We start from the raw sequence: 24,286 nt of genomic DNA, 5'->3' as shown, positions 1-24,286 counted from the left end.
CGACTCGCCGGGTCGCCACCCGAGCGAAAGACGCAGCGTACGCAGAACCAGCCAACCTCGCCCTGCGTCTCTTCGTCTGGTCCTGCCACCCACACATCCTCGCGCTCTTGACAGCAGGGCCCGCAGCGAGATCCCGTCTGCTAGACATGGCCACACTCAATCTGCCACCGAGTGAGCGTCGGGGTATCGACGAGCGTGGCAGGCATCGAGAGCAAACGGGGCGTGGCGATGAAGGACGGCTGGGCGTTAGAGCAGCTGGATCGGTGGGTGCGGCGGGGATGGGGCCGCTTTCTCCTGCTGGTGGTAGCGCTGACGATCGCCGGGACGGTCGTTGCGGTGTCACTGGTCGTCGTGCTCGCCGAGTCCAATGTCCTGATCAACGGCTCACGATTTTGGCGTGGTGACGGCCCGGACTGGGCGGGCGCCGTCGGGCTCCTGCTGTGCTTGCCTGGGCTGGCCTGGATGGGAGGCGGTCACTGGTGGCTGGCACGCAACGGCTACTACGAGCGCCACGCCCGCACTCGACGGTTGGCGCGGAACTGGTCGCATCGCCGACACCTGATCCGACAGGTACGCGGCACCACCGCACGCCGGGACGAGGACCGACCGATTCTGCCCCTCGTCGCGGAGAACCTGATCGATCAACCGAAATTCCTGGTGCCACTCTATGGCTTGACGCTGCTTCAGATCGGGCAGGTGTTTCGCCAGTGGGCGCCAGGCTTCGTTCTCATCGCGGTGTTCTTCGTCGGGATGATCGCCGTCGTGACCGTCCAGTCCCGTAGGGATGCGCGCTCGGCGAAAGCGTTCCTCGCCGAACACGCGAACAGCCAAATCCCACGCACCGACCGCTGACGGCGGTACCGCGATTCGGGCGGTCGGCAGCCGTGCTCGGCCCGGTCAGTCCTCGTACCTTCTACCACGCCGTCACCGATCCGTGGGTGAAGCGGTGAGTCGCCGAATCCTCGACACCAGCACCCTCATCGCCACGGATGTGACCCCGATTCCCGGCGAACTGGTCCCGCACGCCTCTTGGTCGACTGCCGCGGCTCTCGATCGTCCTGGAGCCTATGTGGCGGGTAGGTTGCTGGGTCCGGAGTCTGTTCTCGGTCGTGCCTCGGGAGGCTGCCACTCCGCAGGAGACCATCGCCGCGCTGGTGCAGGTGCAACAGGCCATCGCGGGTGCCCGCGAGGCGACCGCCGCGACGATCGGCCATGTCGATCAGGCCCGGCAACTCGTCGGTACGGTGCTGCGGGGTGGACAACCCGGTCCGCTTTTGCAGTCTCTTGACAGCGTCAAGCAGGTCTTGGTGCTTGTAGTGCAGCGTTGCGGCGCAGTGCAGCAGGCTGCAGAAGCGGCGGTCGGGCAGGCGCGGGGATTGGGGTCGTCGGGAAACTGATCGGGGCTGGTCCTCACCCACCGGCCAGCCCTGCGCCGATGATCCGCGGCGACGCGCCGCGTGTGGTGTCCGAACAGCAACAGGACGATCTTCCGACGTGGGGTAGGAAAGCCACCGGGATCGAGAATGGCACGCCGACTGGTCCGCGGACCCGAGTCGGGGCCAGGACGGACGACAGCACCCGTCGTGCTCTGGAGTTGGAGGACGACTGTGCCGACACCGTTGCCGGCAAGGGTTACCGGGTGCATCAGAATCCCACGGCACAGCAGGTCGGTGACGCCCGTGACCGTACCGGTGACCGTGGTAACCCGGACAAGGACCCCGACTATCTCATCGAGGGGCACGTCTTCGACTGCTACTCGCCGCAGGCCCGGACGTCGGTGCGCAACGTGTGGAGTCAGGTCCGGGAGAAGGTCGACGATGAGCAGACGCAGCGGGTGGTGCTCAACTTGAAGGATTGGGAGGGTGATGTGGCGGCTTTGCGGCGGCAGTTCGACAAGTGGCCGATCGGCGGGTTGAAGGAACTGGCGGTGGTCACCCGCGACGGTACGATCCGTCAGATCGTCCGTGAGACTGAGAGGGCGTCCTGATGGCCGTGGAGTTCCGCCTGGTCCTGGCCGGTGCCCCGCCCGTTGCAGAGGTAGCTGCCCTCACCGCTGCCGACCCTCGCGAAGTCCCACGTCCAGCGTCGAACCCGGCCCTTTTCTCCGCCCGTCTGTACGAGCAACGCGGCTACGCCATCACCGTCCGCGCCGGAACGGACGGCTATTGGGAGGCCGAAGCGGACGGCGAGGCCCGCTGGGAATGGGCACCCACGTCGTACGTTTCCGTGACGTTCTCCATGCGGGCCGACGACATCGTCGAGAAGGGAATCCCCAACATGATGGCGGCGGTCACCAGGGTCCTTGCAGGCCGCGATGAGGACGCGGCGCTGGTGCAGGACGGCAACTACCTTCTCTTGACCCGAACCGACGGCGTTGTTTACACCTACCGCCCGGACTGGTGGGACCACTACCACCTCGACCGTTCCTTTACCGGCTGACCTGCACCGCGTGCCGGACGCGGCTCATTGGCAGGCTCAGCACGGCGCGGATGCCGGTCAGTGCCGTCGATGGTCTGGTTGCGTCCAGGGAAGTGGGGTGCGCCGAGGCCCGGGTGCCTCGGCCGAAGCTCGGTGGATTGGGGCTTAGTGGGACTGTGCGACTATCGTCCATTCCATGGCCGATGCACTGCCGTTTCGGATCTTTCTGGCGTCGCCTGGCGACCTCGAGGACGAGCGCGAGGTCGTGTGTGCTTGCGTTGATGAGCACAATGCTCGGCGGAGAGGCCAGAGCAGCGTCACCTACGAGGTGGTCGGGTGGGACCGTGTCAGAGGGACAGCGAGGCGGCCGCAGGAGGCGATCAACGAGCTCATCAGCGAAAGCCACTTCATGGTGGCAATGTTCAAGGGAACATGGGGCAGCGAGCCTGGTAGCCCTTGGGGATACTCTTCCGGCACTGAGGAAGAGCTATTCACGGGTTTCCTCGAACTCGGGCGCGCCGAACAGCCAATGCGGGATGTATGGACGGCCTTCCTGAAGCATGACTCACCCGCAGATTCGATCGTGAGTCTTCGAGAGCAGATGTCCAGTCACCACTCGGTGATGTACGAGGCGGTAGCGGACACCCGAGAGCTACGGAACAAGCTAACGGAGCGCCTCTTGACATGGGAGGTGCTGGCAAATTCTAAGACTCCCCGACATATTGAACTGCTTCCCTCGTCTGGACGGGATGTCTTGCGCGCCGCCAACTTACGGCTCCGAGGGGAAAAACTGGTTGAGCTTGGTCAGGCCGACGCCGGGAGAATCGCACTGAGAGAAGCTGCGATCTTGGGCGGACCAGGCGAGCACCTGGCGTACGCTAGGTTCCTGGCGAGGGACGGCGATTTCGATGGCGCATACGCGTCGACACAGCACGCAATTGATCAGATTCTAGGCGGCGCTTCACACTTGTATTCGCCGCTTGCGGCGGAAGCGTTCGCAGCTCAGGCTGGATTGCTGCGACGGGTAGGCCGCGATGTCGATGCCATCGGCCGGCTTAGGCAAGCACTAACGCTCCTCGACGAAAACGACGCTTTCGGCCAAAGGGTCCGATGCCGCATTCTCGATGAACTTGGGCTCGCATACTTGAAAGTGGACAATCTTCCGATGGCTCGACGGAGCATCGAAGATGCATTGGTGGTCAGGCGACGCCTTGGGAACGAGCTGGATATTTGCCAATCGCTCGTAAACCTTGCGAGGCTGGAGGTACGTGCAAAAAATCTGCAGATGGCAGCCGACCATGCGGACGAGGCGGTCAAGAAGCTCTGCAGCATGCCTCCGACTGCACTGCATGCCAACGCCGAGGTGCTCGGCGCCCAGGTGCGTCTTCGACAAGGCCGGCCGAACGAAGGCTTGCCGTTTGGTGAGCGGGCGCTGTCTCTGAACCGCCAGATCGGAAACAGACGTGGTGAGGCAATCGCGTTAAAGCTGCTTGCGCAGTGTTACCGCGCGTCCGGGAAGCGAGTTGAGGCAGAATCGTACGCACGGGCATGTCTTGAACTAAACAAATCGATGTGCAACACGCAGGGTGCGCAAGAGGCGCAGTGGATCCTCGATCATCTCAATGAGTGATCAAAGTTCACTCGATCAGAGGTGCCCCCCTGGCATCGACTTGGACGACGTCGCGGCTAGGCCACAGGAGGGCGCTAAGCCGACCGTATTTATCGCCGCAGCCGGTATCGAGTTGCGCGAAGTTGCGCCCGACACGTGGCAGTTTCCCGACGGGAAGATGCCCGCTGATTCGGAACTTCTTCACAGAGGCAGGAGGCGGCAAATGTTGGGCGATCAGGTCGTCCGTCTCGTAGGTTTGAGGCATGCGCCGTAACGCTTCCAAGTGCTCGCTTGGAAAGCTTGCCCTGAATTCTCTGAGGACATCCGCGCCTACTCTCCCGTTCACGTACGAACGGATCGTCATCGCTCCGCCCATCTTGAGGAACGCCGTTAGGTTCTCCGCCTCAAAGGCTTCACGTAACACGGACTCGTGGTTGCCTGCAAGGAGAGTCGCCCGGCCGTTCCGCGATTGTTCAAGGAGCTCGCGCATCACCGCAGCAGACTCCGATCCCTTATTGATGTAGTCGCCTAGGAACACCATGTGCGGGCCGCCGCGAGACGTGAGCAGATCGCAAAGTCCCCGGAGGGCGTTCACGTTCCCATGAACGTCGCCGACAAACGCAACCTCGACATTCACAGCAGAATCTTCTCCACTTCGGCGTAGTCGGATCCGTTCCCGGTGGCTCCGAGTGCCATGAAGGCCATCGAAAGTGTGTCGCTCGGGCGCCCCCACTCATTAACCACGGTAGCCTCGAGAGAGCCATTCTCGCTCAGGGGAAAACCGCCGATGAGCCTGCGCAGCCAGGACAAACAGGCGGTCAAGTCGGCAACGGTTGCGTCGCCCTTCTGCCGCGAAGCCAGGAGTTGCACAAGATTCACATCGTTGTGGCGGATCGCCAACTCACGAACGGAGAAGCATGGCCTGCCGGCGTCTATGGATTGTGCGTAAAGGCAACTGCGCAGCAAATAGCGTGCCTGCCTTAGAAGACCTGGAAGATACTTAGGAAGGTCATAGTCCAGATTAGTGAATAGCGTTGACATCTCGCGCGCCCGTGAGAAAAGCCGATCCGTGTCGACCTCGCCCATCGATGCGACGACTCGGGACAACTTACCGTGCTTGTCCCAAGCAATTCTCGCGTCTCGCCTGAGGTGTGACCCGAAAAGAGTGCCTATCCCAGACTCCAGTTGCTGGATGGTGTAGTAGCTGACGCTCACTAACCCGGAGTAAGAGGTGGCGCGAGCACTGGCCACCAGCGCGAGGACGTCCAGATCGGAGCCGGGTACGGCATCCCCGCGTGCTTGGCTTCCATAAACGAGAAGAGCTTCGACATCTCCAGGAAGACCAGGAAAATCGCTGAGAACCTCGTTGGGTACACCCAGCTTCAGCAGCGCGGAAACCGCATCCTCCCGCATCACGCTCGACCGCCTTTCGGTGACATCGCCCCAGAAATCTCGCTTCTGCGTAGCAGATTACGGGCAGGTCATCTATCTACGGGCTCTGCGAATCGACTATGCGATTTGTGAGTTCAACCGTGGCGAGGTAAGTCCAGAATATCCAATCGAGGTAGAAATCATCATACTCCCGCTTCTGCTTTGCATCCTGATGACGCACATGGAAGTTGTTAGCGATGTCAAAGAGCGCCCCCCGGTCACTCTTCGCGAGCGCATCGGTAAGGACGTTGTGTCGACGCTCCTCAAGTACCAGAGCCAGGGCAGCAATAGCTGATCGTTTTTGGTTGCGGTCAGCCCCACGTTGCCTGAAGAGCGCTATTGCATGGCGGACCTGATCGGAGGGGCCGCCATCCTCGCGACTTGCAACCGCATGCATTAGTTCAGTTCGAGCATCATCAGTAACGCTGACCAACCTTCCGACGTCCTCGCCGTCGTCAGCTAGCCTAAGATCGAAGGCGCTCTGAGCCAAGATTTTGTTGACTCGCCATCGATAGACAATACGTCCCGGATCCGCCTCAAACGTCATATGATGCCAACCGCATCCCGCGTAATTATGCAGCCATCGCGTCGTCGGGAGAGAGGCATGGTCGTGCAGTAGTTCCACAATGTCAAAGAACAGATCAATATCCTCGACCAAGGTAGCCTGGTTCAGAGGCCAAACTCGTTCGACGCCTAACTCTCGCTCAAAAAGAGCGTCAGGCTCGTCATCGCGGGGATCGTCGACGCAATCCTTGCCAAATTTATTCTCGAAGTAGCCCGCATTGTCAAGCTCATTGACAAGACGAACAAATTCTCGTATAACGGCCGTTTCGCTTAGAGCGATGCTGTGGTATTGGCCGGCTTTGCGCTCGCGCCAGTAGGGGCGACGCCACGGTCCATCCTCCCGAAGATGATCGGCGTTGCTTAGGAGGTTGCGTAGGAATTGTTGTCTCGCCGTCAACGACGACGCCTTCGAGGGAGGGTTTCCCCATATGTGGTCGCTGTCGGCGGTATTGCGAAACTCGGCGGCCGGACCTCCTTTATGGCCGCCGGCGAATGCATGCTCCAGCAACAATTCGACGCTTTCGTTCCAGTTGTCTCTAGCGCGCTGATTTAGCAGCTTCGCTGCCTGGGCCTTGAACACGGTGCGTGGCCAAACTAGCTGGAAGTCTGCATCGGAGTAGCGAGATGTCACCGCTTCATCCTCTCGCAGCTGCAAGCGTTGGGCCACAGAAGGTAGGTGTGCGGCACGGACACGTCGTCGCCGACCGGCGCCTGTCGTTCGAGCATCGGCGCGTGCTCTCATGCCCGCAGATCGGTCACTACGGCCGGTGGCCGCCAATGCTTAACCGACGAGGTTCCGTGCTGGAACCAATCGGAGATGAAGGGCTGGTGGTGGCTGCTGGGTCAGCGGCCACCACCAGCACAGGGACGGGGTTGTGGGTTACGGGGTGGCGGTGCGCAGGCTGGTGGTGAAGGTGGTCCAGGAGGTGGGGGAGAAGGTCAGTACGGGGCCGTTGGGGTCCTTGCTGTCGCGGACGCCCACGCCGCCACCGGGCAGCGCGTCGGCGACTTCGACGCAGTCGCCCTGGTTGCCGCTGCGGCTGCTCTTGCGCCACCGGACAGTCGTCGTGTCAGCCACGGGTAAATGCCTCCATTGTTGCGGTTATCAACGTCCTCGACGATTCCTCGTCGAGTGCTCGTGAGGTCACGTCGTCCCACGCGAGTTTGTACGCCGCGACCTCGGTTGCCTTGTCGAGGTAGAGCGCGCCGGTGAGGCTGTCGACGTAGACCAGCGGGGGTTCGAGCGGTTCCGAGGTGCCCGGCATGGGCGGGAACTCCAGGATGGTGAACGCGGACGTCATCCCGCCGTGCACACCGGCCTCGAACGGAAGGATCCGCAGCCGCACGCTGGGCGAACGGGTGACATCGAGCAGGTGCTGGAGTTGGGCGGCCATGACCTGCGGGCCACCGACGGCTCGTCGGATGACCGCTTCACTCAGCACGACCGAAAGGTGCGGCGGTCGAGGACTCGCCAGCAGGCGTTGACGCTCCATCCGGAAGTCCACTTGCCGCTCCACCTCCTCGGCATCAATCAGGCCGTGCGGTACGCCCGTGACCTCCCTGGCGTATTCGCGGGTCTGGAGGAGTCCGGGCACGGCCTCCGGCTCGTACTTCTGGATGCACTCGGCACTGCTTTCCAGCCTTACGAACAGACCGAACCAGCTCGGCAGGCGGGTGTTGGTGTAGTCGTGCCACCAGGCGCTCGCGCCCTTGGTGCGGGTCTCGCCACCGAGGGCGAGTAGTTCGGCGCGGTCTTCGGCGCTGGCCTCGTACAGCTCGCACATCGCCTTGATCTCGATGTCGCGGAACTTGATGCGGGGGTCGCCGGCTTCGATCCGGTGGATGGTTGCGGGGCTGCGCTGGAGAAGGATGGCGGCCCTCTCCTGACTCATCCCTGTCTCTTTGCGGAGGGCTGCCATCTTGCGGCCGATCCTCCGCCTCAACAGGGCCGATCCGTCCGTGTCGGACACGGAGCCTCCTATCACCACTTTGCCAAACAGCAGCATACAAACGATGGGCCACTTGATCACGTTCTACGCATTGCTGCCCTGACCAGGGCTAACGTCCTGTGACTGCGCTAATGTGCAACCCCTTTCATGATTTCAATCGACGTGCTGCATTGCATTCTGCCCTATTGCAGCCAGACGATGACTCTCAGCAGGTTGTCGGGCATTCCCGGCGACAGCGAATCCTCGCTTGTAGACGGCCAACTGCTGTCCGTTGAGGACTTATCCGCCCCGCCGTGTCGCCCACAGGTGCCACGAGCCGGGTGCGGAGCCCGCGATCGTCCCCCCGCTCGGGCGGTATCGCACCCCCAGTCGGGGTGCGCGGTCGGTGCCGGGGAAGGCCCGGCCGCGCATCTCTCCCAGAAAGGTGATGGCAGTGCGCCTCAAGTGGTTCGTACCGGCCAACGCCGACCACCCGTTCCCCCCGTTCGGCCTCCACCCCACCGGGACCCCCACCCGCCCGGGTGATCAAGAGGTTTCGGGCTTCGGAGATGCCCATCGAAGACCAGAACCTCTCGATCAACCCCGAAGCGGCGGGGGCGACGACCAGGGCAAGCGCGGTGGGCGGGAGGGGGTGGGGCATGGGGCGGGCGGTGCCTGAGATCGCGGCGGGGACGCTGCTGCGGCTCGATGCGGGTGACTGGTCGTACGGCCGCGACCTGACCCCGGGCACCGCCGTGGCCGTGACCGTCGTCTGCGTCCGTGACCTGCCGAATCGGGCGGACGAGTGGGTGTGGGTGCTCGGTCACCGGCCGGAGTGCGACTACCCGCACGTCGACCGGCATCCGCCCTGCATGGAAGTGCGGGTCAAGGTCACCGCCCTGCATGACCAAAGGCAGGCGAGGTGACCGGCACAGACGAGAGCGACCGGGATGTGGATCGCTTCGAGTCCGCGCGCAACACCGTGCTCCAGCACCGCAACGGCGGCACCTGCTTCCACTGTCAGGGCGGCGGGTGCGGGCAGGACGCCTGGGCGATCGAGGAACTCGGTCGCCATCCCGGCGGCCGAAAGCTCCTTCGGCAGCTCGGGTTTCCCATCGACGACTCGACCGAGGAAGGCCAGCCGCGGTGAACAGCACACCCCACGGCGACGACCATGCCCCACACCTGCGCGAGCATCCGACGCCGGCCCGGCCGGTGCGCGCCGTCGGCAGCGCCGCGATGCCGAGCACCGTACGTCTCGCCGACGAGTTCTTCTACCTGGCGCACGACGACCAGACCGGCCGGTCGCGGCTGTTCGAGTCGGCGACCGCGTACGGTCTGGCTGCCGCGCTGCTCGCCGAGCTGTACGGCGAGGGCCGGGTCACCTTCGAGGGCAGGCGCCTGCGGGTGAGCAACACTGTCCCCCCGAAGGACTGGCTGCAACACCTGGTCCTCGATCGCCTGGTGGCGGAGCCGCGTCACACCGAGACCCGTACCTGGTTGGCGTATTTCGCCACCGCCGCCTACCAGCAGGTGGCCACCCGGATGTGGCAGCTCGGGCTGCTCCGCCAGCAGCAGGTCGGTCGGCTGTGGCGACAGCGCACCGTCTACGTGCCGGCGGACATGAACACGGCCGCCTGGTCGTGGGCCCGGCTCTCCTTCCAGCTGCGCAACCACCAACGCCTCAACGCCTTCGACGTTGCCCTCGCCGGTCTGGCGATGCACACCCAGCTCGATCCGATCCTGCTCGACGGCACACCCGTCGCCGTGCGTGCCTTCCTGCGCCAGCAGGTCGAGCAGGCCCCGCCACCGCTGCGGGACCTGCTGGCCGACCTCGGTGCCGTCGTCGGCAGCGCCGTACTGAGCCACCGCACCACCTGACCGTCCGGCATTCATCCCTTCTCGTCGAGAGAGAACCCATGTCCCACTCGAAACCCGACACCGTCTCCGCCGTCCTCGCGCGCGGGCGGCTCGGTATCCCGTCGGTGGTGTTCTTCGTGATCGCCGCCGCCGCACCACTCACCGTCGTCGCGGGCGGCGCGACCACCGGGTACGCCGTCACCGGAGTCACCGGCATCCCCGTGTCCTATCTGCTGGTGGCGGCCGTGCTCGCGTTGTTCGCGGTCGGCTACGTGGCCATGTCCCGCCGGATCGTCAACGCGGGCGCCTTCTACACCTACGTCACCCGGGGGCTCGGTCGCCCGGCCGGGGTCGGCGCTGCCATGGTCGCGCTGCTCGCCTACAACGCCATGCAGATCGGGCTCTACGGTGGGGCCGGTGCCGTCACCGCCCAGTTCCTCAACGACCGGTACGGCGTCGGCCTGACCTGGTGGAGCTGCGCCCTCGCGGTGTGGGCGGTCGTCGCGGTGCTCGGCGTCGCCCGGATCGACCTCAACGGCCGGGTCCTCGCCGTCGTCCTCGTCGCCGAATGCGTCGTCGCCCTGACCTTCGACGCCATCATGGTCACCCACCCGGCCGACGGGACGGTCAGCTTCGACACCCTCGCCCCCTCGCACGTCTTCGCCGCCGGCATCGGCGCGGCGCTGGTCACCGCGATCACCGGGTTCGTCGGTTTCGAGGGCACCGTCGTGTTCAGCGAGGAGACGAAAGACCCGCGGCGCACCATCGCCCGCGCCACCTACATCGCGGTCGCCGTCACCGGCCTGCTGTACGGGCTGTCCGCCTGGGCGATGTCGGTGGCCACCGGCCCGGACCGCATCGTGGCGGCGGCCCGCGCCGACGGCACCGACCTGATCTTCAACCTGGTGTCGCCGTACCTGGCCGACAGCATCGTCACCGTCGCCCGGGTCCTGTTCATCACCTCGCTGTTCGCCGCGCTGCTCAGCTTCCACCACACCGTGGCCCGGTACCTGTTCGCGCTCGGCCGGGAGCGGGTGCTGCCGGCCGTGTTCGGTCGCACCAGCCGGCGTACCGGTGCCCCGAAGGTCGGCTCCCTCGTCCAGAGTGGGCTCGCCTTCGCCGTGCTCGTCGGCTACGCCGTGGCCGGGGCCGATCCGATCGTGCACCTGTTCTTCTGGGTCACCGTCACCGGTGGGCTCGGGGTGCTGATCCTGATGACGGTCACCTCCGCCGCCGTGATCGGCTTCTTCGCCCGCAGCACGCACACCGAAGGACCGTGGCGGTCACTTGTCGCGCCGGGCCTGGCCACTGTCGCGCTGGGCGGGATCCTCACCGTGACGCTGCGGGAGTTCGCCACGCTGCTCGGCGTCGCGCCGGACTCGCCGCTGCGCTGGGCATTCCCCGCCGCGTACGCCGCCGTCGCGCTGCTCGGCGTCGCGTGGGCGCTGGTCCTGCGCACCACAAACCCCGAGGTGTACGCCGCAGTCGGGCTGGGCGCGGACCGCGACACCGGCCCACTGCGCGCCCCCGACACCGTCCGCCAACCCGCCTGACCAGGGAGCTGCCGTGACCGTCAGCAATCACGATCTGCTCGTCCGCCCCGCCACCACCGCCGATGCCGGGCCGCTGATCGGCGTCCTCGCCGAGGCGTTCCACGAAGGCCCGCTCGCCGACTGGCTCATTCCCGATCCGACCGACCGGCGGACCGTCTACTACAGGTACTTCAAGGACGCCGTGTATCACGGGCTGGAGCACGGGCAGGTGTACACCACAGGCGACCAGACGGCCGTCGCGATCTGGTACCCCCGCCTCGAACCCGCCCCGGTCGACACCCGCAGCCGGCTGGCCACGTTGGAACACACCGCAGGCCCGTACGCCCCGAAGTTCGTGCTGCTGGAGGAGATGTTCGACGCCTTCCACCCCGACGAGCCGCACCACTACCTCGCCTACCTCGCCGTCGACCCGACCCGGCAGAACCAGGGCATCGGCGCCGCGCTGCTCGCCGACCAGCACCGTCGTCTCGACCAGCTCGGCCTGCCGGCGTACCTGGAAGCCAGCAACATGCGCAACCGGCGGCTCTACCTCCGCCTCGGCTACCACGCCGGCCCCACCATCGTGCTGCCCACGGACGGGCCCGTCATCTGGCGGATGTGGCGCGGCGCACCCACCGGCGGCGGCCGGAGCCCGTTCCCGCGCACCCGGCCACACCGGCGCTCCCTGTGACCGCCGCCCTCGGCAACGTCCTGCTCGTCGCCCCGACTCGTCGGCTGCACTCCACGGCATGCCGACCACTGACATCCGCGAGGTCACCCGAATGCGTTTCGTCACCTACAACCTGCTCGACCTGACCCTGACCGCCGACAACCTCCGGGAGGCCAACCGGCAGCGGCGGGTCATCGACACCATCCGCAACCTCGAACCGGACGTCATCGCCGTGCAGGAACTCAAGAGCCCACCCGCCAGCGCCGCCCGCCTCGCCGCGGAACTCGCCGACCGCACCGGCCTGACCAGCACCGTCGCCACCAACGGGAGCGCCCGCGCGATCCACGCCGTCGCGGTCGGCGACCACACCGTGCACACGGCGCTGCTCTGGCGGCCCGGCCTCACGCCGCTACCGCACACCTTCCGGACCTACAGCCCCGCCGTCCACTACGACGGCGGGTGGCGCGGCATCGGCTACGGCTCCATGGTCCGGCTCGCCTTCCAGATCGACGGCCAGCCGATCACGTTCGCCTCCTACCACGCCCCCGCCTACGGCCGGCACCGCCGCATCGACCAGGCCGAAGCGGTCCTCGCCGCCCTCACCCGCCCGCACGAACTGGCCCTGATCGGCTCCGACTTCAACTCGATCGGTGCTGCCCGCACCAATGGCGCCGACTACGACCCCGACCCCTACACCGGCCGACCCTGGTGGCCCGACCTCGTCCACCAGTGCCACGAACCCACCCACCCCAGCCAACGGCACCGCGCCGACCGCCGACCCGCACAGGTCTGGGAAGCCGGCGGTCTCCACGACGTCGCCGCCGCCACCCGCAGCCCCTGGAAGGCCACCACCGGGCACTGGCCCACCTGCCCCTACGGCGTTCGGGGCATCGCCCGGCGCGTCGACACCATCCACGCCACCCAGCCGGTTCTCCGGGCGGTCAGGTCGCTCACGGTCGTCGACAACCCCACCACCCGCGCCGCCAGCGACCACCTACCCGTCACCGTCGACCTCGACCCGCGCAAGCTTGTCGTCAACCCGGGTGATTCACGGCTGGTCGGCCAGCGTGGCAGGTGATCAGGCACCGGACAGTGTCGGGAAACGGTCGCAGTCGGAACCGATCAGCGGACGGCGTGCCGGCGCGACGTCATCGCGCCGGGCTGATGCCGGTGATGGCCAGGTCGAGCAGGCGGGCGGCCGCGGCGGCGGGGTCGGGGTGGTGGGTGGTGGCCAGGGCGATGCCGGTGATCAGCGTGAGCAGGTCGTCGATCGTCACGCCCGGTGCGAGGGCACCGTCGGCGGAGGCGCGCCGTACCAGTGGCTCGCCTGCGGCGGTGAGTTGCGCGCAGGCGCAGTAGACGTGGGTGTCGTCGGGGCCGGCCACCCGGTCACGATTCAGGGCCTCGGCCAACCCGCTGATGGTGGTGGCGGAGGCGATGACTGCCTGGAGCCACTCCAGCAGCGCGGCACGTGGGTCGGCTCGTTCGGCCCGGTCGGCGGCGTGCGCCGCGAGGGCCTCGACGCGCTCGCGGAAGACCGCCGCCAGCAGTGCGTGACGGCTGGGGAAGTGCCGCCGTACGGTGCCGGAGCCCACGCCGGCGACGCGGGCGATCTGCTCCAGGGACGCGTCAGCGCCGTGTGCGGCAACCTCCTCCACCGCGACGGCGAGCAGGCGTGCGTAGTTGCGCCGCGCGTCGGCGCGCTGCGCAGCGGTCATGGTCTCTCACCTCGGAGGTTGCTAAGTGGCGGGGTCCGCCGTATCTTACCGAAGTGAAAACGGCGGGCCACGCCGTTTAGTGAGAGGGGCCTCATGTCCAACGAACCCGCACCCGTCCTGGTCGTCGGCGCCACCGGGCGACAGGGCGGCGCGACAGTCCGCGCGTTGCGCACAGCGGGCGTACCCGTCCGGGCGCTCGTCCGTGACCCGGAGACCGACCGGGCACGCGCCGTCGCCGCGCTCGGCGCGGATCTGCGGGCCGGTGACCTCAACGACCGTGACTCCCTGATCGGGGCCGCGAAGGGTGCCCGCGCGGTCTTCTCGGTCCAGATGCCCCAGCTGAAGGGGGAGTCCCTCGACTTCGACGGCGAGGTGACCCAGGCCGTCAACCTGATCGAGGCGGCGCGTGCCGCAGGCGTGCCACAGTTCGTGCACACGTCGGTCTCCGGTGCCGGGCAGCACGTCGAGGCCCCCGGCTGGGGCGAAGGCCGGTGGGCGGGCCTGCGGCCCTACTACGACGCCAAGACCGCGATCCAGGATCGGGTACGCACGGCCGGATTCACGCACTGGACGCTGATCAAGCCGGGGTGGTTCATGGAGAACTTCCTGCCCTCGATGGCCTATCTGCTTCCCCGAGGCGTCGAGGGTGGGCTGGTGACCGTGCTGCGGCCCGAGACCCGGTTGTCCCTGGTCGCGGTCGACGACATCGGTCGGGCGGCCGCGGCGGCTGTCGCGGCACCGGCGCGCTTCCACCAGGTCGAGCTGGAGTTGGCCAGCGACTACCGGACGATGACCGAGATCGCCGACGTTATGTCGCGCGCCCTCGGTGTGCCGCTGACCGCGCCGAGAATGACCGACGAAGAGGCGCTGGCGGCCGGGATGCCGGCCTTCGGCGCGGTTTCCCACCGCTTCGTGGAGGTGGCCGGGCAGCCTGCCCGGCCGGAGTTCGCCCGGGACCTCGGCATCCCGCTCACCTCCTTCGAACAGTGGGCCGCGCAGTACCTGTCCCGCGATGCCGTCGCGCCGGCCGGTGCGGCCGGTTGACGCGATGATCGACTCCGTTTCGCCGAAACGGCGGGTTCCCACCGCGTCGAACCCGCCGTTTCGGCGAAACGGCGGCGGGGCCGTCAGATCACCACCAGCGCTTGCGGGGCGGGCGGACGGTCACGTCACCGAAGACGACGCGGCAGCGCACCTCGACGACCGGACCGCCGGGGGTGACCGGGCCGCTCATCTTGGACTTCTTGTCGCCGAAGACCGCGGAGCCGGTGAGCCGGACCTCGGTGCCCTCCGGTACCACGATGGTGATGCTGCCGAAGATCACGTTCGCGTCGACGGTGGTCACCTGCCGGGGCAACTGGGCCTCGTGCAACTCGATCCGGCAGTCGCCGAAGACGGCCCGTGCCTCGATGTGTTCCGGTACCGGCCAGGCGCCCTTGCGTACGTCGCTGCCGAAGACCGCCAGCAGCTTCTCCGCCGCCGGCGCGAGTCCCCCGCCCGACCGGGCGGGGGAGCGGCCGGGCGCTCCCGGCAGATCCGTGGTGAGCCGGGCCAGCTCACCCCGGGTCTGTGCGGCGTGGGCCGCACCGACCCGCTCGGTGTATTCGTCAAGGGTGAGCCGGCCCTCGGTGGTGGCCTTGCCGAGCAGTTCCACGACCTCCTCGCGCTCCCGGTCGGAGACGCGCAGCCGGTCATCGTCGTTGTGCCGTTCCCACTCCACGAGGCGAGCCTACTGGTGCCCCGCACCCGCCTCACCAGCCGCTGCTGGCAGCGGCGGGCACGGAGTCAGCAGGCAGCGGCGGGCACGGAGTCAGCAGGCGGCGGTGCCGACGAGCAGGTTGCCGTGCGGGATGGCGATCGGTCGGCGGGGGGCCGGCAGGTCGACGGCGGGACGGCGGGCCTGCGCCGGGGCGTGTTCGCGGCGGGCGACGGCGTAGCTGTGGGCGGTGCGGGCGGCGATGGTGGCCCAGCCGTACCGCCGGCCGACCATGCTGCGGGCCTGCCGGGCTACCCGGCGGGCGAACACCTCGTCGCCGATGAGTTGGCCGACCGCGCCGGCCAGCGCCGGTGGGTCGCTGTGCGGGAAGGTCACCCCGGTGACGCCGGGCTCGACGATCTCGGCCAGGCCGCCGGTACGGGCCACGGCCAGGGGGGCGCCGGCCGCCGCCGCCTCCAGGGCCACCATCCCGAACGGCTCGTAGAGACTCGGTACGACCGTCGCGTCGGTGGCGCCGAGGACCGCCGGCAGCTGGGTGTTGTCGAGAAAACCGGCGAAGCGTACGGTCCCGCCGAGCCCGAGTTGCCGGGTCCGCTCCTCCAACTCGCCCCGGTACGGCCCGTCACCGGCGATCAGCACCCGCAGCCCCGGGTGCCGGTCCCGCAGCTGCGGCACGGCGTCCACCAGGTGCTGCACGCCCTTCTCGTAGACCAGCCGGCCGGCGTACCCGATCAACGGGCCGTCGCCGGCGAAGCGGGCGCGGGCCGAGGCGACCGCGCGGGGGCGGGCCCGCCAGGCGCGGTCGTCGACGCCGTTGGGCACCACCGCCACCTTCTCCTCCGGCACCTCGAACAGGGTGGTGACCTGGTCGCGCATGTAGCCGGAGCAGGCGATCAGGCGGGTGGAGGCGTTGCTGAGCCAGTGCTCGACGCCGTGGATGGTGCGGTTCATCTCCTCGGGCAGCCAACCCTGGTGCCGGCCGGCCTCGGTGGCGTGCATCGTGGTCACCAGCGGCAGGTGCAGGTGCTCGGCAAGCGTGATGGCGGTGTGCGCGACAAGCCAGTCGTGGGCGTGGATGACGTCGAACTCGGCGGTGTCGGTGGCGTGCAGCGCGGCCCGGGTAAGCGTGTGGTTGAACGCCATCGTCCAGGCCAGCAGCGATCCGGTGGCCAGCGGGAAGGTGACCGGATCCTCGGCGGCCCGCAGGATGCGTACGCCGTCGCGGCGTTCGGACAGCGGTGCCCCGTCGGCGTGGCGGGTGACGACGGTGACCTCGTGGCCGGCGGCGGCCAACGCCACCGACAGGGCGTGCACGTGCCGACCGAGGCCGCCGACGAGGACCGGCGGATACTCCCAGGACAACATCAGCACCCGCTGCGGGCGTACGGGGTTGATGTCGATCACGTCGGCGTTCGTTGACATACGCGCCCCCTTTGAGTTGTCTGCGCGCAGCCTCGTTCCGCCCCCGGCGGGCGGTGTCACAGCTGGCGCGGCCGGACCACGACCCATCCTGCTGGTAACCGGATAACCAGCGGAGACATCCCGGTTGCGGGGCTGTAAAGCCGGCCGGTACTCCCGATCACATCGCCAGGAACGGACGCGACCCGACATTGCGGCCACCTCTGCGACAGGCGTAGCACCGGGCGGCCCGCACCTCCCACAACTGTCTGATGACCTGCCACGGCCTGGTTCGTAGGTTCTATCCGGACGCAGCATCGAGGCTCGTGGTCCGCGCGTCAGCACCGGCGTGCGGCGGTCGGCGCCCGGTGCCTGGAAGGAGAAGCATGCGAACCACGAGGCGATGGTTGGGCACCACGGTGGCGGTCGCGGTGACCGCCGCTGTGCTGCCGGTGACCCCTGCGCTCGCGCAGCCCGTGCAGGCAAACCAACTGGTCATCGCGGACGGTGTCACGCAGCCGGTCTTCGGCTACGCCGACGCGATCCGCGAACGGATCTTCGTCACCTCCGATGTCGACACCGACTCCAACGGTGAGCTCGACATCGTGGCGATGGACATCATCCGCCCGAAGGCCAGCGACGCCGGCCTGCGGGTGCCGGTGGTGATGGACGCCAGCCCCTACTACTCGACGGTGTGCCGCGGCAACGAGACCGAGTGCAAGGCCGACCTGGACGGCGACGGCCTGCTCGACAAGTGGCCGCTGTTCTACGACAACTACTTCGTGCCGCGCGGCTACGCGGTCGTGCTGCTCGACATGATCGGCACCAACAACTCGACCGGCTGCCCGGTCACCGGCGGTCTCGGGGACAACATCAGCGCTCCGACCGCCATCGACTGGCTCAACGGCCGCCGCAAGGGCTTCGACGCCGACGGCAACGAGGTCGTCGCGAACTGGCACAACGGCAAGTCCGGCATGATCGGCAAGTCGTACGACGGCACCCTGGCCAACGCCGCCGCCGCCACCGGCGTCGACGGACTGTCCACCATCGTGCCGATCTCGGCCATCTCCAGCTGGTACGACTACTCGCGTAGCAACGGTCTGGTGACCCGGGCCAACAACTACTCGGGCAGCCTGTCCAACACCGTCACCAACCCGAACCGTCGGGCGTACTGCGCCCCCGTGCGGACCCAGCTCGGCGTGGGTGCCGACGACGCCACCGGTGACTACAGCGACTTCTGGGCCGAGCGGGACTACGTGCCGCACGCCGACAAGGTGAAGGCCAGCGTCCTGCTGGTGCACGGCATCAACGACGACAACGTGCGGGCCGACCACTTCAGCAAGTGGTGGTACGCGCTGGCCGAGAACAACGTCCCGCGCAAGCTGTGGCTGACCGGCACCGGTCACATCGACCCGTTCGACTTCCGTCGCGCGGAGTGGGTGAACACCCTGCACCGTTGGTTCGACTTCTGGCTCCAGGGCATCAACAACGGCATCATGCGTGAGCCGATGGTCGACCTCGAGCGGCTGCCGGACGTCTGGGAGACCCACGCCAACTGGCCGATCCCCAAGTCCCAGCCGACCCAGGTCTGGCTGCGCCCCGGCACCAACGGCAACCCCGGCGACATCTCGGTCAAGCCCGGCCCCGGCAACAAGAAGGCCACCTTCACCGACACCCCGTCGATGAGCCAGGCCAACGCGATCCGGCACCCCTCGGACCCGGCGGCGAACAAGGACAACCGGCTGGTCTTCCTGTCCGAGCCGCTGAAGGCGCCGCTGCACATCTCCGGCACCCCGATCGTGCGGATCAAGGCTTCGGTCAACGGCGAGGACACCAGCTTCGCCGGTCTGCTCGTCGACTACGGCACCCGCCAGCGGTTCAGCACCTCCGGTGACGGCGTCCGCACCGTGACCACCGAGGACTGCTGGGGCGAGTCGGCCACCTTCGGCGGCCACCACGAGGAGGCCTGCTACCGGCAGGTCGTCAAGAACGTGGCCAGCAACCCGCAGGAGCTGGTCACCAAGGGCATCTACGACGGGCTCAACCTCGACTCGCTCTACACCTCGACCCCGCTGGTGCCGGGTGAGAAGAACGCCGTCGACATCCCGCTGCAGCCCGAGGACTACGTCTTCGAGGCCGGCCACCAGATCGGTGTGGTCCTGCTCGGCTCGTACTCCGGCTACAGCAGCCGGGCCAAGCAGACCCGCGCCGAGATCACGGTGCACTTCGACAGCACCCGGATCACCCTGCCGATCGTCGGTGGCCGTCAGGCCGCCGTGGCAGCGGGTCTGAACTGATCGGTTGGTGGGGCGCCCGGGGGGCGTCCCACCAACGCCGCGCTCAGTAGCGCGAGGGCCCGTCGGTGCGCGTCACCGGCGGGCCCGCAGCAGTTCCGCCACCGACCAGGCCTGGAAGGGGCAGCCGGTGGCGGTGTGCGGGGCCGAGCCGTCGGCGGTCTCGCTGACCGAGCCGAGGCCGTACTCGCTCAGGTGCGCCTCCAGACCGACGAACAACTCGCCGACCGGCAGCCCGGCCCGGCGGGCGGCGTCGGCGTACGGGCCGATCAGCCACGGCCAGACGGTGCCCTGGTGGTAGGCGCCGTCCCGCTCGGCCGGCCCACCCCGGTGCCCGCCGAGGTAACCGGGGCACTCGGGGGAGAGGCTGCGCAGGCCCAGCGGAGTGAGCAGCGCGGCACCGACCAGGCCGACCGCCCGCGGGTCCGGCGCAAGTGGCGCGTTCGGCAGCGACCAGGCCAGCAGCTGGTTCGGTCGCAGCAGATCGTCGTCGTGAAAGGCCGCACCACCCAACGGGTACGCGGGCGCAGGCGCGTCGAGCACGTCGTGCAGCCAGCCCGCCGGGGCGGGGAAACGCTGACGGAACGCCTTGACCGCCTGCTCGTGCAGCCGGTGCAGCCCGTCGGCGTCCTGCCCGGCCAACTCGGCCAGCTCGGCGACCCCGGCCACCCCGTTGATCCAGAGTGCGTTGACCTCGACCGGCTTGCCGTGACGCGGGGTGACCGGCACCCCGTACACCCGGGCGTCCATCCAGGTCAGGGCGGCCCCCGGGGCACCGGAGGTGAGCAGCCCGTCGGCCGGGTCGACGGCGATGTCGTACCGGGTGCCGGCCAGGTGGGCGTCGACGACGCAGCGCAACGCCGGCAGCAGCTCGTCACCGAGGTCGGTGTCGCCGGTGACTGTCACGTGCCGGCTGACCGCGTGCAGGAACCACAGGGTTCCGTCGACGGTGTTGTACTCGACCCGACCGGTGTCGGCGGTGTTGGCGAGCATCCCCTCCGACAGCGTCGCCGCGTACGAGCGCAGCAGCTCCCGGCCGAGATCCGCGCGACCGGTGCACAGGAACAGGCCCTCGTAGGAGATCATCGTGTCCCGCGACCAGGCACCGAACCACGGGTAGCCGGCGACCACGTCCACCGCGGCGTCGTTCGTGCGTACGACGAACGCGTCGGCGGCCAACGCCAGGGTGGCCTCGACGTCGTCGGCGGGCTTGGCCGACGCCACCACCTCCCGGTTACGTCGCCGCGCCGCCGCCACCACCTCGGTTGCCGGCGGAGGGGCCGGGGCGGGATCGTGGGCCCAGGCCAGCACCGACACCGTGTCGCCCGGCTGGCGCAGCGTGTCGCGGAACTGACCCGCGTACCACAGGTCCTCCTCCGGATGCAGGCCGCGCGCCGCCTCCTCCCGGTGGTAGGCGCCGCGCCACCAGTGACCCTGCGGCGTCCAGCCCGGCCCGGACAGCCGGTACGCCCCCTCGATCACCGCGCCACCGTCGACCGGATCCATCCGCAGCGGCGGACCGTCGGCCCGACGCTCGCCGTGCGCGTCGCGCCAGGTGCAGGCGGCGGCCAACTTCAACTCGACAGGCCCGCCGCTGATCAGCCGGTGCACCACTGCCACACAGGAGCGACCCGGCACCATGGCCAACTCCCGTTCGATCACCACGTCACCGATCCGCCACCGCCAGCGGGGCAGCCCGTCGGTCAGGTCGAACCGCTCCAGCAACTCGAACCCGCGCGGGTCGACGTCGCCGGAGGCCCACTCGTGCGCGCCCAGGCGCACCCGGGCACCCGAAGGCAGCAGCACCGCCGGATCGAGACTGGCCAGTCCCACCTTGCGGGAAGCCGGGGTTTCTCCGGGAACCACCAGAAGCCCGTGATACCGGCGGGTACGCAGCCCGGCGACGGTGCCCATGGCGTACCCGCCGAGACCGTCGGGCACCAGCCATTCCCGGCTGGCAGCGCTGGTCAGCTCCCCGCAGACCTGCGAACCGAAGCGAATCTCGATCAACTTTCCTCCACCGGCGGCGAGGTGTAACACGACACGACGACAATGGTCGCTGTGGTGAAGTACCCCAGCGGCATCGAAGATGTAAAGGTGATCACTGACGGTTCGCCCTCCGCCCCGGACGCCGAACGCCTCCGACTCGCCCAGGCCGACGCCGGCGAGCAGGACTGGCGCGCATGGGGTCCCTATCTGTCCGAGCGGGCGTGGGGCACGGTACGGGAGGACTACAGCGAGCACGGCACGGCCTGGGACTACTTCCCCCACGACCACGCGCGGTCCCGAGCCTACCGCTGGTCCGAGGACGGCATGGCGGGCGTGTGCGACGACCGGCAGACGTTCTGCTTCGCCCTCGCGCTGTGGAACGGGCGCGATCCGATCATCAAGGAACGGATGTTCGGCCTCGGCGGCGACGGCGGCAACCACGGCGAGGACGTCAAGGAGTACTGGTGGTACGAGGACTCCACACCCACCCACTCGTGGATGCGCTGGCGCTACCACTACCCGCAGGCCGCCTTCCCGTACGACGAACTCGTCGCGGTCAACGCGCTGCGCGGCCGCGACGACACCGAGTACGAGCTGGTCGACACCGGCATCTTCGACGACGACCGGTACTGGGCGGTGACCGTCGACTACGCCAAGGCCACCCCGACGGATCTGTGCATCGTGGTGACCGTGGCCAACCGGGGCGAGCAGGCCGACCGGCTGCACGTGCTGCCGCACCTGTGGTTCCGCAACACCTGGGGCTGGGGGCTGCCCGGCACCGACGACCGGGTGCCCCGCCTCGTCGGGCAGGGCAGTCGGCTGCTCGGCGACCACTGGGTCCTCGGGCAGATCGTGCTCGAAGGCGACGGTGAGCCGACCCCGCTGCTGTGCGACAACGACAGCAACGCCGAACGGCTGTGGGGGCTGCCCAGCCGCACCCCGTACCCGAAGGACGGCATCAACGACCACGTGGTCACCGGAGCCGACACGGTGAACCCGGAACTGACCGGCACCAAGGGGGCGCTGCACTACGTCCTGGACGTGCCGGCCGGCGCGCAACGGCAGATCCGGCTGAGGCTGACCCGTACCGCCCCACCGCCCGGCGACGGCGACCCGCCGCCCGCCGACCTGGGCGACGGATTCGACGCCGTCATCTGGGCCCGCCGCGCCGAGGCGAACCGCTTCTTCGCCGGGATCATCCCGGCCAAGGCCAGCGCCGACGAGGCGTCCATCGCCCGGCAGGCCATCGCCGGGCTGATGTGGGGCAAGCAGTTCTACCACTTCGACGTCAAACGGTGGTTGGAAGGCGACCCGGGCTCCACGCCGCCGGCCGGACGCCGGCACGGGCGCAACAGCGCCTGGTGGCACATGACCAGCTTCGACGTCATCTCCATGCCCGACCCGTGGGAATACCCCTGGTACGCCGCCTGGGACCTGGCCTTCCACTGCGTGACAATCGCCCGGGTCGACCCCGGCTTCGCCAAGGAGCAACTGCTGCTCCTGCTGCGCGAGTGGTACCTGCACCCCAACGGCCAGATCCCGGCGTACGAGTGGGCCTTCGGTGACGTCAACCCGCCGGTGCACGCCTGGGCCGCGTTGAAGGTCTTCGAGATCGACGGCAGCCGGGACCACGACTTCCTGGCCCGGATGATGCACAAGCTGCTGATGAACTTCACCTGGTGGGTCAACCGCAAGGACACCGGCGGCAACAACGTCTTCGAAGGCGGCTTCCTCGGGCTGGACAACGTCGGCCCGTTCGACCGGTCGGCGGCGCTGCCCGTGGCCGGGACGCTGGAGCAGTCCGACGGCACCGGCTGGATGGCGATGTACGCCCTCAACCTGCTCGACATCGCCATCGTGCTGGCCGAACACGACCGCACCTGGGTGGACACCGCGACGAAGTTCTTCGAACACTTCGCGTACATCGCCGCCGCCGCGTACGACCAGGGCTTGTGGGACGACGAGGACGCCTTCTTCTACGACGTACTGCGGCTGGCCGACGGCACCAAGGTGCCGCTGAAGGTGCGCTCGGTGGTCGGGCTGCTGCCACTGGCCGCGGTGACCCGGCTGCCCGCGCGTACCCTGCACCGGCTGCCCGAACTGGGCGCCCGGCTGCGCTGGTTCCTCACCAACCGCCCCGAGTACGCCTCGGTCATCGGCGCCCGCCGCATCGGCCCCGACGGCCGCCAGCAGCGACTACTGTCCATGTGCGGCCCGGAACAGATCGTCCGGCTGCTCGCCCGGATGCTGGACACCGACGAATTCCTCTCCGAGTACGGCCTGCGTACGCTCTCCCGCGCCCACCTGGACAAGCCGTTCACCGTCACCCTCGGCGGGCAGGAATTCTCCGTCGGCTACGAACCGGCCGAATCGACAAGCGGCCTCTTCGGCGGCAACTCCAACTGGCGCGGCCCGATCTGGATGCCCACGAACTTCCTGCTGATCAGCGCGCTGCGCGACCACGCGGCGTTCTTCGGCGACGACCTCCAGGTCGAGTACCCGACCCGGTCCGGCGTGAAGCGCACCCTCGACGAGATCGCCGACGATCTGTCCGCCCGACTGATCGCGCTGTTCACCCGGGACGGCTGGGGACGTCGGCCGATCTACGGTGCGGCGCAACTGTTCCAGACCCACCCGGACTGGCGGGACCTGATCGCCTTCCCGGAGTACTTCCACGGCGACAACGGCGCCGGCCTCGGCGCCTGGCACCAGACCGGCTGGACCGCCCTGGTCGCCGACCTCATCCTCACCCTGCGCCGCTAACCCGCCCTGCCGCCGGCCTGCGCCTGCGTCCGGTCTGCGCCTGCGTCCGGTCTGCCCCTGCGTCCAGCCTGTGCCTGCGTCCGGTCTGCGCCTGCGTCCGGTCTGCGCCTGCGTCCGGCCTGTGCCTGCGTCCGGTCTGTGCCTGCGTCCGGTCTGCGCCTGCGTCCGGTCTGCCCCTGCCCCGGTCTGCGCCCCGCCTCGGCCTGGGTCTGCCTCGGCCCGGTCTGCGCCTGCGCCCGCCCGGGTCTGCGCCTGCGCCCGCGTCTGCCCTGGCCTGCGCCCGCCCGCGGTGGGCTGGGGCGGGCTGGTTTGGGGGTGATCGACTCCGTTACGCCGTAGTGGCGGTGTTCCGGCGGGGTCGACACCGCCACTACGGCGTAACAGAGTCGATCACT

At 68.2% G+C, this 24,286-nt stretch carries 22 protein-coding genes and 1 pseudogene; 14 read left to right on the top strand and 9 right to left on the bottom strand.

Features of this window, described 5'->3' with window-relative positions; translation table 11 throughout:
- Positions 1–171: 171 nt before the first annotated feature.
- The 5 genes and pseudogenes from JMF97_RS04485 to JMF97_RS04465 all read left to right on the top strand — a co-directional run bounded on the left by JMF97_RS04485 (position 172) and on the right by JMF97_RS04465 (position 4,048).
- Positions 172–852 carry a hypothetical protein gene (locus JMF97_RS04485; protein ID WP_203220387.1) on the top strand — a complete coding sequence of 227 codons (681 nt, stop codon included), beginning with the start codon at positions 172–174 and terminating at the stop codon, positions 850–852.
- Between the two features lie 251 nt (positions 853–1,103).
- Positions 1,104–1,397, top strand: a pseudogene (locus tag JMF97_RS04480) (DUF6244 family protein); the annotation flags it as partial.
- Positions 1,398–1,588: 191 nt separating this feature from the next.
- Positions 1,589–1,987 (top strand): CdiA C-terminal domain-containing protein, encoded by a 399-nt coding sequence (locus tag JMF97_RS04475; RefSeq protein ID WP_203220863.1) that lies wholly within the window; start codon positions 1,589–1,591, stop codon positions 1,985–1,987.
- A complete protein-coding gene (locus JMF97_RS04470) occupies positions 1,987–2,439 on the top strand; it encodes a SitI3 family protein (RefSeq protein ID WP_203220385.1) in 453 nt (150 codons plus the stop codon). Before JMF97_RS04475 ends, JMF97_RS04470 begins: the two co-directional genes overlap by 1 nt.
- Positions 2,440–2,614: 175 nt before the next feature.
- Entirely contained in the window at positions 2,615–4,048 is a 1,434-nt protein-coding gene (locus JMF97_RS04465) for a tetratricopeptide repeat protein (RefSeq protein WP_203220384.1), read from the top strand.
- Between the two features lie 7 nt (positions 4,049–4,055).
- Here the strand turns inward: JMF97_RS04465 and JMF97_RS04460 are convergent, their stop codons facing one another.
- The 5 genes from JMF97_RS04460 to JMF97_RS04440 all read right to left on the bottom strand — a co-directional run bounded on the left by JMF97_RS04460 (position 4,056) and on the right by JMF97_RS04440 (position 7,992).
- Positions 4,056–4,664: a metallophosphoesterase gene (locus tag JMF97_RS04460; protein WP_203220383.1), complete on the bottom strand. Its 609-nt coding sequence runs from the start codon at positions 4,662–4,664 to the stop codon at positions 4,056–4,058.
- A complete protein-coding gene (locus JMF97_RS04455; protein WP_203220862.1) occupies positions 4,661–5,440 on the bottom strand; it encodes a nucleotidyltransferase domain-containing protein in 780 nt (259 codons plus the stop codon). Before JMF97_RS04455 ends, JMF97_RS04460 begins: the two co-directional genes overlap by 4 nt.
- A gap of 76 nt (positions 5,441–5,516) precedes the next feature.
- Positions 5,517–6,653, bottom strand: coding sequence for a hypothetical protein (locus tag JMF97_RS04450; RefSeq protein WP_203220382.1), 1,137 nt, complete (start codon positions 6,651–6,653; stop codon positions 5,517–5,519).
- Between the two features lie 249 nt (positions 6,654–6,902).
- Complete coding sequence (locus JMF97_RS04445; protein WP_203220381.1) at positions 6,903–7,100, bottom strand: DUF397 domain-containing protein; 198 nt, start codon at positions 7,098–7,100, stop codon at positions 6,903–6,905.
- Positions 7,093–7,992 (bottom strand): helix-turn-helix domain-containing protein, encoded by a 900-nt coding sequence (locus JMF97_RS04440; protein ID WP_232510834.1) that lies wholly within the window; start codon positions 7,990–7,992, stop codon positions 7,093–7,095. Before JMF97_RS04440 ends, JMF97_RS04445 begins: the two co-directional genes overlap by 8 nt.
- Before the next feature lie 629 nt (positions 7,993–8,621).
- Between JMF97_RS04440 and JMF97_RS04435 the strand changes: the two genes are divergently transcribed.
- Genes JMF97_RS04435 through JMF97_RS04410 form a run of 6 tightly spaced genes read left to right on the top strand, consistent with a single transcriptional unit; the run spans position 8,622 to position 13,090 of the window.
- A complete protein-coding gene (locus tag JMF97_RS04435; RefSeq protein ID WP_307816764.1) occupies positions 8,622–8,876 on the top strand; it encodes a hypothetical protein in 255 nt (84 codons plus the stop codon).
- Positions 8,873–9,100 (top strand): hypothetical protein, encoded by a 228-nt coding sequence (locus tag JMF97_RS04430; RefSeq protein WP_203220380.1) that lies wholly within the window; start codon positions 8,873–8,875, stop codon positions 9,098–9,100. The genes JMF97_RS04435 and JMF97_RS04430 overlap by 4 nt, the downstream gene beginning before the upstream one ends.
- A complete protein-coding gene (locus JMF97_RS04425; protein ID WP_203220379.1) occupies positions 9,097–9,831 on the top strand; it encodes a GOLPH3/VPS74 family protein in 735 nt (244 codons plus the stop codon). The genes JMF97_RS04430 and JMF97_RS04425 overlap by 4 nt, the downstream gene beginning before the upstream one ends.
- A 38-nt stretch (positions 9,832–9,869) precedes the next feature.
- Positions 9,870–11,363, top strand: coding sequence for an APC family permease (locus tag JMF97_RS04420; protein WP_203220378.1), 1,494 nt, complete (start codon positions 9,870–9,872; stop codon positions 11,361–11,363).
- 13 nt (positions 11,364–11,376) lie between these two features.
- The gene (locus tag JMF97_RS04415) at positions 11,377–12,033 is read left to right on the top strand and encodes a GNAT family N-acetyltransferase (RefSeq protein ID WP_203220377.1); all 657 of its coding nucleotides are present in this window, start codon (positions 11,377–11,379) and stop codon (positions 12,031–12,033) included.
- Positions 12,034–12,091: 58 nt separating this feature from the next.
- Positions 12,092–13,090: an endonuclease/exonuclease/phosphatase family protein gene (locus JMF97_RS04410; protein ID WP_203220376.1), complete on the top strand. Its 999-nt coding sequence runs from the start codon at positions 12,092–12,094 to the stop codon at positions 13,088–13,090.
- 70 nt (positions 13,091–13,160) lie between these two features.
- Here JMF97_RS04410 and JMF97_RS04405 read toward each other — a convergent pair whose 3' ends face one another.
- Positions 13,161–13,730 (bottom strand): TetR/AcrR family transcriptional regulator, encoded by a 570-nt coding sequence (locus tag JMF97_RS04405; protein ID WP_203220375.1) that lies wholly within the window; start codon positions 13,728–13,730, stop codon positions 13,161–13,163.
- Positions 13,731–13,823: 93 nt separating this feature from the next.
- Here JMF97_RS04405 and JMF97_RS04400 point away from each other — a divergent pair, with 93 nt between their 5' ends.
- Positions 13,824–14,774 (top strand): NmrA family NAD(P)-binding protein, encoded by a 951-nt coding sequence (locus tag JMF97_RS04400; RefSeq protein ID WP_203220374.1) that lies wholly within the window; start codon positions 13,824–13,826, stop codon positions 14,772–14,774.
- 88 nt (positions 14,775–14,862) lie between these two features.
- Here JMF97_RS04400 and JMF97_RS04395 read toward each other — a convergent pair whose 3' ends face one another.
- Complete coding sequence (locus tag JMF97_RS04395) at positions 14,863–15,450, bottom strand: DUF1707 SHOCT-like domain-containing protein (RefSeq protein WP_203220373.1); 588 nt, start codon at positions 15,448–15,450, stop codon at positions 14,863–14,865.
- A 90-nt stretch (positions 15,451–15,540) separates the two neighbouring features.
- Entirely contained in the window at positions 15,541–16,869 is a 1,329-nt protein-coding gene (locus tag JMF97_RS04390; RefSeq protein WP_203220372.1) for a glycosyltransferase family 4 protein, read from the bottom strand.
- A 362-nt stretch (positions 16,870–17,231) separates the two neighbouring features.
- On the opposite strand from JMF97_RS04390, the gene JMF97_RS04385 reads away from it, so the two are divergent.
- Positions 17,232–19,142: a Xaa-Pro dipeptidyl-peptidase gene (locus JMF97_RS04385; protein WP_203220371.1), complete on the top strand. Its 1,911-nt coding sequence runs from the start codon at positions 17,232–17,234 to the stop codon at positions 19,140–19,142.
- Between the two features lie 72 nt (positions 19,143–19,214).
- On the opposite strand, the gene JMF97_RS04380 is transcribed toward JMF97_RS04385, so the two are convergent.
- On the bottom strand, positions 19,215–21,149 hold the full coding sequence (locus JMF97_RS04380) for an amylo-alpha-1,6-glucosidase (RefSeq protein ID WP_203220370.1): 1,935 nt from the start codon (positions 21,147–21,149) through the stop codon (positions 19,215–19,217).
- Between the two features lie 42 nt (positions 21,150–21,191).
- Here JMF97_RS04380 and JMF97_RS04375 point away from each other — a divergent pair, with 42 nt between their 5' ends.
- Complete coding sequence (locus tag JMF97_RS04375; RefSeq protein ID WP_203220369.1) at positions 21,192–23,891, top strand: MGH1-like glycoside hydrolase domain-containing protein; 2,700 nt, start codon at positions 21,192–21,194, stop codon at positions 23,889–23,891.
- Positions 23,892–24,286 lie beyond the last annotated feature (395 nt).

Source organism: Micromonospora fiedleri (genome assembly GCF_016774385.1).
Classification (GTDB): domain Bacteria; phylum Actinomycetota; class Actinomycetes; order Mycobacteriales; family Micromonosporaceae; genus Micromonospora; species Micromonospora gifhornensis.
Note: the sequence above shows the minus strand (reverse complement) of the source record. Positions and strands in the feature narration are given on the sequence as shown.

Coding starts and splice junctions, on each gene's coding strand:
- JMF97_RS04470 (WP_203220385.1), top strand. CDS start 1,987: ATGGCCGTGGAGTTCCGCCTGGTCCTGGCCGGTGCCCCGCCCGTTGCA.
- JMF97_RS04465 (WP_203220384.1), top strand. CDS start 2,615: ATGGCCGATGCACTGCCGTTTCGGATCTTTCTGGCGTCGCCTGGCGAC.
- JMF97_RS04455 (WP_203220862.1), bottom strand. CDS start 5,440: ATGCGGGAGGATGCGGTTTCCGCGCTGCTGAAGCTGGGTGTACCCAAC.
- JMF97_RS04420 (WP_203220378.1), top strand. CDS start 9,870: ATGTCCCACTCGAAACCCGACACCGTCTCCGCCGTCCTCGCGCGCGGG.
- JMF97_RS04410 (WP_203220376.1), top strand. CDS start 12,092: ATGCCGACCACTGACATCCGCGAGGTCACCCGAATGCGTTTCGTCACC.
- JMF97_RS04405 (WP_203220375.1), bottom strand. CDS start 13,730: ATGACCGCTGCGCAGCGCGCCGACGCGCGGCGCAACTACGCACGCCTG.
- JMF97_RS04400 (WP_203220374.1), top strand. CDS start 13,824: ATGTCCAACGAACCCGCACCCGTCCTGGTCGTCGGCGCCACCGGGCGA.
- JMF97_RS04390 (WP_203220372.1), bottom strand. CDS start 16,869: ATGTCAACGAACGCCGACGTGATCGACATCAACCCCGTACGCCCGCAG.
- JMF97_RS04385 (WP_203220371.1), top strand. CDS start 17,232: ATGCGAACCACGAGGCGATGGTTGGGCACCACGGTGGCGGTCGCGGTG.
- JMF97_RS04375 (WP_203220369.1), top strand. CDS start 21,192: ATGGTCGCTGTGGTGAAGTACCCCAGCGGCATCGAAGATGTAAAGGTG.